At 58.4% G+C, this 14,377-nt stretch carries 8 protein-coding genes and 1 tRNA gene; 3 read left to right on the forward strand and 6 right to left on the reverse strand.

Annotated features, from left to right (window positions below; all coding sequences use genetic code 11):
* The first annotated feature begins 1 nt into the window (after position 1).
* The 3 genes from AB1E34_RS07440 (at position 2) to AB1E34_RS07450 (ending at position 2,961) form a co-directional block, all read left to right on the forward strand.
* Positions 2-1,420: a dihydrolipoyl dehydrogenase family protein gene (locus AB1E34_RS07440; protein WP_372571702.1), complete on the forward strand. Its 1,419-nt coding sequence runs from the start codon at positions 2-4 to the stop codon at positions 1,418-1,420.
* A 13-nt stretch (positions 1,421-1,433) separates the two neighbouring features.
* Complete coding sequence (locus tag AB1E34_RS07445; RefSeq protein ID WP_372571703.1) at positions 1,434-2,819, forward strand: sensor histidine kinase; 1,386 nt, start codon at positions 1,434-1,436, stop codon at positions 2,817-2,819.
* 65 nt (positions 2,820-2,884) lie between these two features.
* Positions 2,885-2,961 (forward strand) — tRNA-Arg (locus AB1E34_RS07450).
* 691 nt (positions 2,962-3,652) lie between these two features.
* Here the strand turns inward: AB1E34_RS07450 and AB1E34_RS07455 are convergent.
* From AB1E34_RS07455 to AB1E34_RS07480, 6 genes are all read right to left on the reverse strand, one after another.
* Positions 3,653-4,624, reverse strand: coding sequence for a hypothetical protein (locus AB1E34_RS07455; RefSeq protein ID WP_372571704.1), 972 nt, complete (start codon positions 4,622-4,624; stop codon positions 3,653-3,655).
* Positions 4,625-4,626: 2 nt separating this feature from the next.
* Positions 4,627-8,121: an HsdR family type I site-specific deoxyribonuclease gene (locus tag AB1E34_RS07460; protein ID WP_372571705.1), complete on the reverse strand. Its 3,495-nt coding sequence runs from the start codon at positions 8,119-8,121 to the stop codon at positions 4,627-4,629.
* A gap of 139 nt (positions 8,122-8,260) precedes the next feature.
* A complete protein-coding gene (locus AB1E34_RS07465) occupies positions 8,261-9,406 on the reverse strand; it encodes a restriction endonuclease subunit S (RefSeq protein ID WP_372571706.1) in 1,146 nt (381 codons plus the stop codon).
* Complete coding sequence (locus tag AB1E34_RS07470; RefSeq protein WP_372571707.1) at positions 9,399-10,907, reverse strand: type I restriction-modification system subunit M; 1,509 nt, start codon at positions 10,905-10,907, stop codon at positions 9,399-9,401. Before AB1E34_RS07470 ends, AB1E34_RS07465 begins: the two co-directional genes overlap by 8 nt.
* Positions 10,904-12,442: a type I restriction-modification system subunit M gene (locus AB1E34_RS07475; RefSeq protein WP_372571708.1), complete on the reverse strand. Its 1,539-nt coding sequence runs from the start codon at positions 12,440-12,442 to the stop codon at positions 10,904-10,906. Before AB1E34_RS07475 ends, AB1E34_RS07470 begins: the two co-directional genes overlap by 4 nt.
* Positions 12,439-14,070 (reverse strand): DUF262 domain-containing protein, encoded by a 1,632-nt coding sequence (locus tag AB1E34_RS07480; protein ID WP_372571709.1) that lies wholly within the window; start codon positions 14,068-14,070, stop codon positions 12,439-12,441. Before AB1E34_RS07480 ends, AB1E34_RS07475 begins: the two co-directional genes overlap by 4 nt.
* Positions 14,071-14,377: the final 307 nt, after the last annotated feature.

Below are 14,377 nucleotides of genomic sequence, written 5' to 3' on the forward strand. Positions count from 1 at the left end.
CATGACCACTATCAAGACGGATATCCTGGTCATCGGGGCCGGGTCCGGCGGCTTGTCGGTCGCGGCCGGGGCCAGCCAGATGGGGGCGGATGTGACCCTGCTGGAGGGGCACAAGATGGGCGGCGATTGCCTGAATTTCGGCTGCGTGCCCTCCAAGGCGCTGCTTGCAAGCGCCAAGCAGGCCTATGGCCAGGCTCACGGCGCACGCTTTGGCGTGGCCGATGTCGCCCCGCAGGTCGACTATGCCGCTGCCAAGGATCACGTGCATGACGTGATCGCCCAGATCACCCCGATGGACAGCCAGGAACGCTTCGAAGGCTTTGGTGTGCGGGTGATCCGTGAATATGGCATGTTCATCTCACCGACCGAGGTGCAGGCGGGCGATCAGGTGATCTCGGCCCGCCGGGTGGTGATTGCCACCGGCTCCTCTCCGCTGGTGCCACCAATACCGGGACTGGACAAGGTTCCCTATGAAACCAACGAAACCCTCTTTGAGCTGCGCGAAAAGCCTGAACATCTGGTGATCATCGGGGGTGGCCCGATTGGCTTGGAAATGGCCCAGGCGCATGTGCGGCTCGGCTGCAAGGTCACCGTGATCGAAGGGATGAGGGCGCTGGGCAAGGACGACCCCGAGGCAGCAGCAGTTGTGTTGGACGCACTGCGCGGCGAAGGGGTCGAGATCGCCGAAGATGCCTTGGTGTCCGAGATCGCGGGGCAGGCGGGTGCGATCACCGTTTCCACGCAGGATGGGCGCAGCTTTGTTGGCACCCATCTGCTGCTGGCGGTTGGCCGCAAGTCCAATACCGACCGGCTGAACCTTGAAGCAGCCGGGATCGAGGTCACGCGCACTGGCATCAAGGTGGATGACAGCCTGCGCACCACCAACAAAAAGGTCTATGCCATTGGTGACGTCGCAGGCGGGCTGCAATTCACCCATGTGGCCGGGTATCAGGCGGGGGTGATCATCCGCTCGGCCCTGTTCGGCCTGCCGTCAAAGGCAAAGACGGGCCATATCCCCTGGGCCACCTATACCGACCCGGAACTGGCGCAGGTCGGATTGACCGAGATGCAGGCGCGGACGCAATACAGCACCCGCCTTGAGGTCGTGCGCTTTGACTATCACCACAATGACCGCGCCATTGCCGAGCGGAAAACCACCGGTTTTATCAAGGTGATGGTGGTCAAGGGCCGCCCCGTGGGTGTGACGATCGTGGGTCACCAGGCCGGGGAATTGATCAACTTGTGGTCGCTCGCTCTGGCCAATAACCTGAAGATGAGTCAGGTCGCAGCAATGGTGTCGCCCTATCCGACCATCGGAGAGGTCAACAAGCGCGCTGCAGGGGCCTATTTCTCGCCAAGGCTGTTTGAGAACCAGACAGTGAAACGGGTGGTCGGATTCGTCCAGAAATGGATCCCCTGACCGGAAAGGTGACATGCTGAACTCGCTTTCAGGCAGATTTCTGATCCTGACAACAGTGTTTGTCATGCTGGCCGAAGTGCTGATCTTCGTGCCGTCGATCGCCCGATTCCGCGAGGATTTCCTGCTCAATCGTCTGGAGCGCGCGCAGATCGCCTCGCTGGCATTGCTGGCGGACGACATGCTGGCCGAAGATCTTGAGGCCGAGCTTCTGGAAAATGCCGGTGTTTTTAACGTAGTGCTGCGCCGCGACGAGATGCGGCAGTTGATGCTGTCCTCTCCGATCCCCGACCAAATTGCCGAGACCTATGATTTGCGCATGGCCAGCGCTTGGGTGTTGATCCGCGACGCCATGCTGCGTCTGGGCGATCGGGACAACCAGATCATCCGCGTGATTGGCGAACCGGTGCGCGATGCCGGGTTGCTGATCGAGATCACCATGGAAACCGAGCCGCTGCGCATGGCGATGGTCGACTATGGCCTGCGCATTCTGGCGCTGTCGCTTTTCATCTCGATCATCACGGCCTCGCTGCTGTTTCTTGCGGTGCGCGCGCTACTGGTGCGTCCGATCCGCAGTGTGGTGGGCTATATGCAGCGCTATGCCAGCGCGCCAGAGGATGCGCGCGGCATCATCAGCCCCAACGCCTCGGTGACCGAGTTGCGCGAGGCCGAAGATGCGCTGTTGATGCTGCAGACCCAGCTAACCCATGCCTTGAAGCAGCGCGAGCGGTTGGCACAGCTGGGCGGAGCAGTGGCCAAGGTCAGCCATGACCTGCGCAACATCCTGACCAGCGCGCAGCTGTTCACCGACCGCATCGAAGCCAGCGATGACCCGTTGGTCCGGCGCATGGCGCCGAAACTGGTCAACTCGATCACGCGCGCGGTATCTCTGTGTGAAAGCACGCTGGCCTTTGGCCGGGCCGAAGAACCCGCGCCCACGCTAACCATGGTCGACCTACAAGAGGTTGTTGCCGACGTGATTGCCAGCGAAACCTTGGCAGTCTCCGATAACTGCATCGGTTTCAGCATGGACATTCCCGAAGGCCTGCTGGTCCGGGCCGATCCCGAGCAGTTGTTTCGTGTCATCATGAACCTCGTGCGCAATGCCCGCCAGGCCATCGTCGCCACCGGCAAACCCGGCGAAATCCGCGTGTCGGCCAGAGAAACCGATCAGAACTGGCGTGTCGAGATCCACGATAGCGGACCAGGATTGCCTCCTAAAGCGCGGGAACATCTGTTCACCCCGTTTCAGGGCGGCATGCGCAAGGGAGGGTCGGGGCTTGGGTTGGCGATTGCAGCTGAACTGGTGCGCGGCCATGGCGGTGAGTTGTGTTTGAAAAAGACGGATGAGACGGGGACAAGCTTCGAAATTCACCTGCCCCGCGGCGACGGAACCTTTTGAAGGAAAATTCGTGGAATTGGGGTTGCGCCCACTGAGTACTGGGTCTAGATAGCGCGTCACCAAGTGGACCGATAGCTCAGCTGGATAGAGTACTTGACTACGAATCAAGGGGTCGGGGGTTCGAATCCTCCTCGGTCCGCCACTTTCTTCTTATGTGGCGACAAATAGTTTTGCCTTTTGCGACAGAACTTTTCCTTTGCGCCGCATAGCTTTGCCTTCTGCCAAATGGTTGCGTTGAGCATGTTTCCCCATAAAAACTGGTTTTGAGCGAAGCCCTTCAGGGCGTTCGTCTCCAAAATCTGCTCCCGGCGAGGGTTGGGGGTAGCAAGTGCAAAACAATTCGACAGGGTGGTGCGGCCCACAGGCGTTCGCCGAGGACACGGCCCTGTCTAATTGTATTGCGGGCGCGGGGGGACGACGTCCCCTAGCTCTGCTGTTCTGAAGGTCGGGCGGGAAGGAGACTTTCGCTACGGGTGCAAACAGACTGAGAGCCTCACGCGAAACCGGACGTTCGAATCCCACCCGCACCGCCACTTGCCCTCGCGAAAGCGTTCTCAAAATCCGGCTGCGGCCGGATTTTCTCGTTGTATTCGGGGGTCATGCGTGAAGGGCTGAGCACTGGCCCTAGCGGCAGGAAGCCCGGAAGCGGTCTCTCAGTGCCCATATTCTCCGGACCTCATGACTACGCCGATTTGGTGAATTGATTGTAAGCCATTGGTCCGAATTGCTTTTCGCGGGCCGCGCCTTGAACACTTCGACGGCGGTCGTGCTCTAAAGATGGAACACAGATCGAACCAGCACTGGTCAACTATATCGGTGGAAACCAGGCCGCTTCAGTCATCGCGCATCGCTTTCTGCATTCCCCATGAACATGAGGAACAAAGGCCATCAAGGGTGTTGTAGTCTTCCGGATCACACTCGGTTTCGCATAGATCGCAGATCAACCGGTCCTCGTTGCAAAAGACGCATTTGCGATCCCAGCGACTCCAAGACTCTCGGTCGCAGATCGGACAAGTCGTGACCGAAGGCATTCCGCCATCTTTCGCGACAGAGTAGGCCTCTTGATCGTTCACATCGCCAAAGGCTTTTTCAAACAAAGGTTTTCGGTCGATCTCCTCACCGCATTCAGCACACTCAATCCAGAGATTATCGAACGCCATGTTCTCAGTCTCAACACACCGGACCAGCGGCGACGAACAATGTGGACACCTGAGAAATGGCAAAGCACGTGTGAATATCTCACCGCTCCACGCCACGGTTTTGAACGTGTCGCGGCACCGGGCCTGTTGCGTGTCAAATATCTCTCTGTTTTCTAGAAGCTTCTGCCAAACCGTATCTTCAAATACCTCCAGTGGCTCCTCTTCCAGATGCTCGACCATCAGCCGCTCAATTAGGGGCATCGCGGAGGCCAGCACCTCGCGCGCAACGGTAGGTGTCGCCTTAAGGAAAAGGTGCTCGGCGTCGTTGCGGATGTTCGCCAACTTCGTAAGCCGATCCCAGTCGAGTTCGAGATCGAGGCTCTTGAACCGCTCTTCGATGAGGCGTCGATCGACAGTATTGCGGTGTGCCTTCTTAGGCTTCATAAGCACAGTACCGTCGGCCTGCTTCTCCGGCACCAAATCCTTATAGATCAAGGCCCCTTCCGATCCCGCGGGGGACTCATTCCAGAGTACCTGCTTGCAGAGCAAAAGAACGCCCGCGTAGAGGTTTCGGATTGCGGAAAGCAAGCGGCGCTCATCGTCGGCCTCAAAATCCTCGACGCCAAGTTCGATGGACAGAACCGCATTCTCTAACAGTTCTTTCATGTTCAGTAGTACTCTCGGATGTAGCCGTAGGCCCGCTCGAACAGTTCAGCGTGTTGGTGGAGCTTGTATTTGAACAGGGTCTGCCGAAGCGCCTTCTTCACCTCCCGTTCGCCAGCATGGGTGGTCTGCCAGCCATCGAAACGCACTGCACGGACGATCTCGTCGATGTCGTCCACGACGCGTTTGACCATGATCGGCGTTTCGCCACTCTTTGCGTCCTCGAAGAGCTCGGTGAGAGCAGCTTTGCCGCGGTCAATGTCTTCGTCGACGGGCGTCTCACGCTCCATCTTCACAACGTCTTTTGCGAGTTCGAGCAGCTCTTTCAGAAAATCGATGCTGAGCAACAGCCCCTGCTGGTGGCGGTTCTTTAGATCCTCAAGACGCTCGGCCAACGCCTTGTAATGAGGATTGCCGGTGTGTTTGCGCAACCGGCCCGTCAGCTTGACGGAGATTTCCTTCGCTTTCTTATCAGGGTCCGGGTTGCCGAGAACCGCCTCCAACAGTTCTGCGTCCATCACCAGAGTGTCGAGGTCATCCCGTACGGCATCGACATGAACATTTTCGTGGATCAGCTCAATCGTCTTCGCGCCCAGACGGTGCCAGAGCAGCCGCCCAGTGCCCGTAGACGGCTTGAGCGACTCGTAGACCTGCGCGAGCCAGCGATAGTCCTTCTCGTGGGGCGTCAGGACCGGGTCCGGAGATAGCGCTTCCCAGATGCGGCTCAGCACACTGAAATCCGACGCGAAGGCGTCTCGGCGCCCATCGTTCGGCAGGCAGTCCTGCGCGGCGATCAAGCCCTCGTAGCCGGTGAGGGCCCGGTCGACACCGGCGAAGTACTCCAGGCACTTCTGGATCGCGGACGGCAGCATCGCGGCCAGTTCGGCGATGTTGGACACGGCCTTCTGAACGCCCTTCTCGTCGAACTTCAGCGCCTGGGCGACGTCGTCGAAGATCCCGAGATAATCGACTATAAGCCCGTGGGTCTTCTGCACTCCATAGGGACGGTTCGTTCGGCAGATCGCCTGGAGCAGCGTGTGGTCGCGCAGCGGCTTGTCCAGGTACATCGTCTGCAGGATTGGGGCATCGAAGCCGGTCAGCAGCTTTGACGTCACGATGATGATCTTCAGTGGGTCCTTCGGGTCACGGAACCGGTCCAGCAGCTTCTCTTCGGCATCCCGGTCGCGCCGGTAGGCGGCATACTCATCCTCGCCGCTGTTGACCGACATGACGATGTCTGACGTTTCAGGCGGCAGGTGCTTGTCGAGTTCCTTTTTGTACAGAACGCAGCTTTCCCGGTCGAAGGTGACCACTTGAGCGCCAAACCCGTTCGGCTGGACCTTCGCTTGAAAGTGTTGCGCAATGTCGGCGCAGATTGCGCTGATACGTTCTGGCGCCTTCACCAGGATCGACATCTTCGCGGCGGCGCGGCCGAGCTTGTCCCTGTCCTCGTCCGTCAGACCCTCGGTCAGTTCCGCATAGGCCGCCTCGATCGCCTGCTGGTCGATGTGCAGGTCCACAAGCCGTGGCTCGAAATGCAGCTCCTTTGTCGCGCCGTCACGGATCGAGTCGTTGAGCCCGTAGCGGCTCATGTAGCCGTTCTCGTCGATCTCCGAACCAAACGCATAGAACGTATTGCGATTGGCGCGGTTGATGGGCGTCCCCGTCAAGCCGAACAGGAACGCGTTCGGCAGCGCCTCACGCATCTTGCGCCCCAAGTCGCCTTCCTGCGTGCGGTGCGCTTCGTCGACCATGACGATGATGTTGTCGCGGTCGTTCAGCACGCCGTCCGCCTCGGCGAACTTGTGGATCGTGGTGATGACGACCTTGCGCACGTCCTTGGCCAGCAGATCGGCCAGTTCCTTGCGGCTGTCGGTCCGCACCAGGTTGGCCATGTCTGCGGCATAGAAGGTGCCAGCGATCTGGCTGTCGAGGTCGATGCGGTCGACCACCACCAGTACGGTCGGGTTCTTCAGCGCCGGGTGCAGACGCAACTTCTTTGAGGCGAACAGCATCAACAGTGACTTGCCGGAGCCCTGAAAGTGCCAGATCAGACCCTTGCGCACCTGGCCCGCGACGACGCGCTCGACGATCTTGTTGACGCCCTCGACCTGTTGGTAGCGGGCGATGATCTTGATGTGCTGCTTGCCCTTCTGCGTGGCGAAGGCGGTGAAGTTGGCGAGCAGGTCCAGCACCATCGCGGGGCGCAGCATGTCGGTGACGGCCTTTTCGACCTCGCCCATCGATTGCATCGCATCTTCATCCGTCCGCCACGGGCCCCAGAGATCGACGGGCATGCGGACAGAGCCGTAGCGGTATTCCTTCCCCTCGGTGGCGACCGAGAAGACGTTCGGCACGAAGAGCTCTGGCACGTTCTTCTCGTAATCGTCATGGACCTGGAGCGCGGCGTCGAGCCAGCTTTGGCTGGAGCGGACCGGCGTCTTGGCCTCGATCAGGACGAGCGGCAGGCCGTTGACCAGCAGCACCAGATCGGCGCGCTTTTCGGTCTTGCCGGCGCGGAAGGTGAATTGCTGGGTGACGACGAAGCTGTTCTGCTCGATGTCGTCGAAGTCGATCAGGCGGATGGTGACATGCTGTCCGTCGGCGCCGAAGGGCATGGAGCGTTCGCCGAGCATCCAGGCGGCGAACTCCTCGTTGGCCTTCACCAGCCCGTCCGAGCGCGCGCTCATGACGATGGCGCGCAGGCGGTAGAGCACGTCGTCCACGCGGGACGGGTTGGCGGCGATGTCCGGGTTCAGGCGGATCAAGGCGTCGCGCAGATAGGGCTCGACCAGCGCTTCCTGCGTCTGCCGCGGCAGGTCGGCAGGGCCGACGAAATGCCAACCGAGGCCAGAGAAACGGCTTCCATGACGCGCGAGACCATGCTCGGCCAAGGCAGGTCCATCGCTCCCAGCAAGGCGATCCCGAATGAACGCCTCCACAGTATTCGCCTCGTTAAAATTGCTCATCGGTCTAATATTTCCCTCGAAATTCGAAGGTACATCACCATTTGCAGAAACACTAATCAGTCTGATTGGATTCAAAAGAACACGCAATCGCTCATGGGCTTTCGGCGACAATAGCAATCGTTGTGCAGCGTCTTCCGGGACAGAAATTGTCAAAATCACACTGCCTTGCTCCACGGAGACGACAACAACGTCCTTGGGGCACGCATCTAGCACCGCCGACACAGCGGCAAGCACGCGTTCTTTCTCGGTCTCGAAAGCGTCGGTCGTCATGTCCAACTTCAACGACAGCACCTGCTTTGGCCCGACCTTATCGGGCACACCCCGGTATCGCGCTACCCAAGGCTTGGCCTTATAAAGCTGCATCGTTTTCTTGTCCCAGCCTTCATCATGGGACTTTTTGTGACAAAGGCTGCAGAGCACGATCAGGTTTTCAAACGAATGATCCTGCGTTTCTGCCCAAGGGACTATGTGCGCCTTTTCGAGCGACACATGCTCCCCACACGCGCAGCAGCGGTGGCCACACTCTACCATGAGTTCTCTCTGGATATCGGCCGGGATTACAGGGCGAGAGGACACTAGATCAAACCCAGTGGACGGACGTTGGTGGCGTCAAAGAGCCCGGCAAGGCGGGCGCAGACGAAGGCTTCGACGGTGTTGGATTCGTTGAATGTCATGGATACCCCACAACGCCCTCAATGAATTTCTTTTTGAGAGCCGCGACTTCATTCAGTCGAATCTCTGTTGATTGAATCTCTTGAAGTATCTGATTGTGCTGCGCAATTAGCTGGTCCTGAACGGTGTGATCTTCTACAGGGATAGCAGCTTGCTCAATGGTTTTGGCTTCTAATCGTTTGGTTCCATGGCTCGACTCCGCAGTGCGAGACAAAAACCATGGCCCCATCCATTCCGCCCATGCGGTTAGGTACTCGGGGCGAATCTTCGGGCTCGCTACTAGCGCTCTCAGGTCCTGATTAAACGCCATCGGTACTTGGCAAACTGAGACAGGGAACGTGTGCGCCAAGATCATCCCGCGAACGACAATTAGAGATGCCTGTGCAGGAGCAATCTTCGCTGCTTTCCAACCCTCGTCGCTAAGGTGCTCTTCAGTATCCGACAGTTGGCGTACCTTCAGATCCTTGCCGCTCGCCCAAGGCAAGTTGCCGCCCCAATAGTTCTCTTTGGAACGGGAAGGGGTGCCACCGGATCGCAGGTCGACCACGCTCTTTAGTGGTAACCCGGCATCAAGACGCGGCATGAAATGATCGTTTAAGAATGAGATCCGGAGAGCGTCTAGTGAATCGAGGCTATTCCGGTAGCCATCAATTGTGGCTTCAATCGCCACGCTTGCCTCTACCAATCTTGCCTGTTCCTGAATTGGCGGCAGAAGGAACTCCTCTTTAGCCAAAGCCTTCCAGTTAATGGTGGGAGACAGCGAGCCGACCGAAATGCTGAGCGCTCGCTCCATGAACAGATCACTTTGCATGAAGAAGGGCAGAAACTCCGGCAGCACGGTCTCTGGCTTAGCCCGCAGCACCATGGCGTGTGCCGAGCAGATCCCCTCGAAATCCGCCACCGCCACCTTGCGCTGATAGACCCGACGCTTGCCGAAGATGATGTCGCCCGGCTGGAACAGCAGCTTGGTGGACTCAACCTCGCTGGTGTCGCCCCAACGCCGGATGCGCAGGCTGTCAGGATCAAGGTGTTCCAGCCCGACATAACGCTCCACGTCAGTTTCATCAGGCATGACCCGCTTGTTGATCTGGTCCGCTAGCTGATCGAAGCGGTAAGAGACGAGTTTAGAAGGGCGCTCAAGCATCGGTATCCTCCGCCGGTTCGCGTCCGTCAAGCATATCGACCAGCCCATCCATGCCGGTCCAGAACTCCCGCCCCTCGGCATCGAAATTACCCCAGGCCAAAGCCAGCGAAACAGCATCCTCCCCGGCGACTTCCGCCTTGGGCTTTTTCACATAGCGGGCGATGGACATGTTCCCCTCCGCCGCCAGCACATCGGCATTGCTGACCACTGCGGCAAAGCCGGGCGCGTCCGCGAACGCTTGATAGGCCGCAAAGATGCGGTCCTGATGCGCGTCGCGCAGGAAGCTCTGCGCCCGCTCGCGCGCGATCTCTGCCACCGCGTCGATGAACAGGATGCGTCCCCGCCGTTCGGCCGGTTTGCTGCTGCGGCAGATGATGACGCAGGCCTCCATCGGTGAGTTGTAGAACAGCCCCGGCCCGAGCCCGAGCACGCACTCCACCAGATCGGCCTCGATCAGCTTGCGCCGCATCTCGGCCTCTTCGTTGCGGAAGAGCACGCCATGCGGGAACAGGACCGCGCAGCGCCCGGTCTCGGGGTTCATGGCTTTCAGGATATGCTGGAAGAAGGCGTAGTCTGCGCGCCCCTGCGGCGGGGTGCCGAGGAAGTTGCGCCCCCAGACATCCTTTTCCCACGCGCCGCGGTTCCATTTCTTGATGGAGTACGGCGGATTGGCGAGGACTACGTCGAAGGTGCGTAGCGCGTCGCCTTGCGCAAAGGCGGGGGCGGCCAGCGTGTTGCCGCTGGAAATCTGGAAGTCCGACACACCGTGGATGACGAGATTCATCCGGGCGATGGCGGCGGTGATGGTGATAAGCTCCTGCCCGTAAAGGCCCATGGTGCGCGTGTCGCCGCAGCGCCGCTTGGCTTCGGCAAGGCAAGAGATCAGCATGCCACCGGTGCCGCAGGTCGGGTCATAGATGCTTTCGCCCGACTGCGGTTCCAGCATCTGCGCCATCAGGTGGACCAGCGTGCGGTTGGTGTAGAATTCCTGCGCGGTGTGGCCGCTGTCGTCAGCGAACTTCTTGATGAGGTATTCGTAGCCGTTACCGAGCTCGTCCTCCGGCACGGCGGCGAGCGTTAGGTCCTGTTTCGAGAAGTGTTCGATCAGGTTCTTGAGCGTGGCGTCTGGCATCTGGCCCTTGTCGGTCCAGTTGGCGTTGCCGAAGACGCCTTGCAACCGTTCCGGGTTGGCGGCCTCGATGGCGAGGAAGGCCGAAAGCATGGCCCGCCCCACGTCCTTTGGCGCGCTGCGCACTTCGTTCCAATGTGCGCCCTCGGGAATGACGAAGCGGTCGTTGGCGGTGGCGGTCGCGTAACCCTCGTCGCCGGTCTCGTCGAGCGCCTCCTGGTAATCTTCGTCCCAGACGTCGGAGAGGCGTTTAAAGAACATCAGCGGGAAGATGTACTGCTTATAGTCGCTGGCATCGACGAGGCCCCGGAGCAGCGTCGCCGCGCCCCAGAGATAGCTTTCGAGCTCGCGCTGGGAGAGGTGTTCGGTCATTGCAGCCAGCCTCCCTCGGTCAGGACCTTGCGCAGGTGATCCTCGGCCGCGCGCGCATCTGCAAGCGCCGTCTTGAAGGCTTCGACAGCCTCGGGCAGCGGTGGGATATCCTCGCCGATGGGCGGCAGAACGTAGCGGGAGATGTTGAGCGTCCAGCCTTCCTTCTTGATCTCGTCGATGGTGGCGACCTTGGCGCGATCTTCGACATCCTCGAAGGCGCGATACCAGGCGACGATCTGGTCGCTGTGATCCTGATCGAGGAAGTTCTGCGCCCGGCCTTTGCGGAACAGGCTGGACGCGTCGATGATCAGGACCTTGTTCTTACGCTCGGCGGGCTTCTTGCGCCGGAGCACGACCACGCAGCCCGCGAGCTGGGTGCCGTAGAACAGGTTCGGAGCCAGGCCGATCACGGCCTCGATCATGTCGTTTTCGAGGAGCGCCTGACGGATCGTCCCCTCGGCCGACTTCCGGAACAGGGCGCCCTGAGGCAGGACGACGGCCATCCGGCTGTTCCCGGTCGGCGCCATCGACGAGATCATGTGCTGGACGAAAGCATAGTCCCCGTAGCTCTCGGGCGGGATGCCGTATTGGGTACGGCCCCACGGATCGGCCTCCCACAGTTCGCGCCCCCATTCCTTCAGCGAGAACGGCGGGTTTGCAATGACGCAGTCGAATGTGGCGATGCCGCTCGTGCTCGAGTCGGTGAAAGCGGGGCTGCGCAGCGTGTCCTCGCGCGCGATCTGGAAGTCCTCGATCCCGTGCAGGACCAGGTTCATGCGCGCAATGGCGGAGGTGGTGAGGTTTTTCTCCTGGCCATAGATCTTGCCATAGAACATCCGCGGGTCGCCGCCCTTACGCATGACGTGCTCGATTGCGCCAAGCAGCATGCCGCCGGTACCGCACGTGGGGTCATAGATGCTCTCGCCTTCTTGCGGATCGAGGATCTCGACCATCATCCGCACGACGCTGCGCGGTGTGTAGAACTCGCCTGCTTTGTTGCGCCGGGTGACGTCGGCGAACTTGCCGATCAGGTATTCGTAGGCGTCCCCGAGGACATCAGTGCTGACCGCCTGATTGCCGAGCCCAATGTCCGAGAAACCTTCGATCAGATCCTTGAGCAGTTCGTCCGAAAACTTCTCCTTATTACCCCAGTCTGCGGTCCCGAAAACGCGGAAGAGCGTGTCTGGGTTGGCCCGCTCGATCTCCTGCATGGCGCGGTGAAGCGCGGCACCAACGTTCGTCGCGGTTTCGCGAACATCATTCCAATGACAACCTTCGGGAACGACGAAACGGTGGATCTCGGGGAACAGCGAAGGATCCGCCTCGCCATAGATCTCCTGCGCTTCGGCAGTCTCTTCATCCCAAACATCGGAAATGCGTTTGAAGAACAGGAGCGGCAGGATATAGCCCTTCCAATCGGTCCGATCGACTGCCGAGCCCCGCAGAGTGTTGGCTCCGTCCCAAAGGGCGGATTTGACTTCATTAACACCCAAGGAAGACCGATCCCTTTGAATTTTGGCGGCTTTCTCGTTCATGCAATCGTCCAAATATCTGCGGCAGCTTCAACCATTTTAGCTTGCCGAAATTCTATAAATTCTGGACGCCAGTCATCCTGCTCCAGGATGAGCTTAGTGGTATCAAATGACACCTTATTGTTTCTTTCCGAATAGATTTTCTTTTTACGGTCGAAGCTGAAGTACTGGGCTTTGTAATTCTTGATGCCAGCAAGAAGGGCAAGGTTCCCGAGGCGGTGCAACCATTGACGATGAGCATCATCCGTAAACCGCTCGCGCCAGTAATCTTCTTTCAGGGCCTGAGGGAGCACATGCTCAATAGTTATTTTTCCGCCATAGTCTTTCGTGACAGATTCATCTTGATCTGCTTCCTCCAGCCGAAGGAGAACAGCCTGCGCAAAAGGCTTCCCATAAACTTCACCATTGAGCAGTGAACGAAACTCTTCATTCTGCGCGTTTTGCCGAAATATTGACCTAATTTCATCGGCCGACTTTCCCGAACGTATTGCTGTAATCAGCTGGAAATAGGCTGTAAGACGAGCGGTAAACGCAAGCCGCCTGATCCAGTTCTGGTAGGTGACTTTCTCAAGTAGATCGATGAATTCGGCTTCCGATATGCCTTCAACTGGATTGTTAAGATAGGCGAGCAACGGTGGCACCCATTCCTCGAACGCAACGCGATGGAGGGAACGCAACGATCGTCGCGCGGCGACATCCTCAAAACCGTTTTGCTGGATGCGGAGATAATTCCGAGCAGATGTGGTTATGCCATCCAAGAAACTGAACGGGCTGCCACTTGCCTCAATAAGCGGTTTGTACTCCTCATGGAGGGTTTTCCGAGCTTTGATCGCTGTAACCGATGATCGATGGTGTGCCAGAAACTGATCTAGTCGTTCGATGCCAATCGCTTCCTCAAGTTGTAGCCACTGTTCGTCAAGCTCTTCGCTTTTTGACGATGCACCGCCCATACGCGCAAATAGCATGTTTTTGATCAAGTCTGCGTTCGACAGCGGCATTCCGCGCGCGTTCAAAACGTTAAACAGCCGGTATGCCGACTGCCATGATGCTGTTGTGACAAACACCACGTACACCTTCGTCAGAAGGTAATTCGCAAACAGCTTTAGAGACTTCTCATCTCGCTGAGCCAAAAAATGGTCGATGACGCCAAGGTTCTCAGTGAGCCTTATTTTTGGTGCATCCTGTTTATTTTGAATCTCGCGCGATATCGCGCCGGTGATTTCCTCACTGGCCAAAACGTGGCGGCGGAAAAAGCTCTGATCTTTTTGTCGGAGCGTGAGGCGCGGCGTCTCTTCTTCGCCGGTTAGTTCGTTCTTGGGTAAGACCCGTTTCCCAAGCGTCGATTTTGCCGGCTCACTAACCGCATCTCTTAAGCGTGCGAAAATCAGGTTAAGTGTAGTCAGCCGCTGCTGTCCATCGACGACATCATAAAGCTCATCCTTGCTTCGCTCGATTGTAATGAGGGACCCGATGAAATATTCTTCGTCATCGGCTTCAAAAGCATCCCACACATCCTCTAGAAGCTGTTCGACGTTTCCTTTCTCCCATGAGTATGGTCGTTGGTACGGGGGGATTTCATAGCGTATTTGTTCTGTGAGAATCTTGCTTATTGTTCTTTCCGCAGCTTCCATTCGCTCGAGCGCCCCTCAAAGAAATGCTATTTTTGGTAGTTGAGCGCATCAACTTGATCGCGGCCCGTCACATCCTGTTCTTCAAGTGTAAGAGATTGGCCGTCTGCGGTACAAGCCGAATCCCCTGAGACTGAGACCGTTAGCGGCGCTGATCTCACCCGTCACTAGGTTCTGGACCTATTAATTTTGTTGCCGTCATCCCGCCTGCGTGATTCATGCCCGTGAGTTTCAGGGGTATAACATGAGCAATCTATTCTGGCTGACCGATGAGCAGATGGCGCGGCTTCAGCCTTACTTTCCAAAGAGC

Origin of the sequence: Ruegeria jejuensis (assembly GCF_041537905.1) — a bacterium.
Lineage (GTDB): Bacteria > Pseudomonadota > Alphaproteobacteria > Rhodobacterales > Rhodobacteraceae > Ruegeria_C.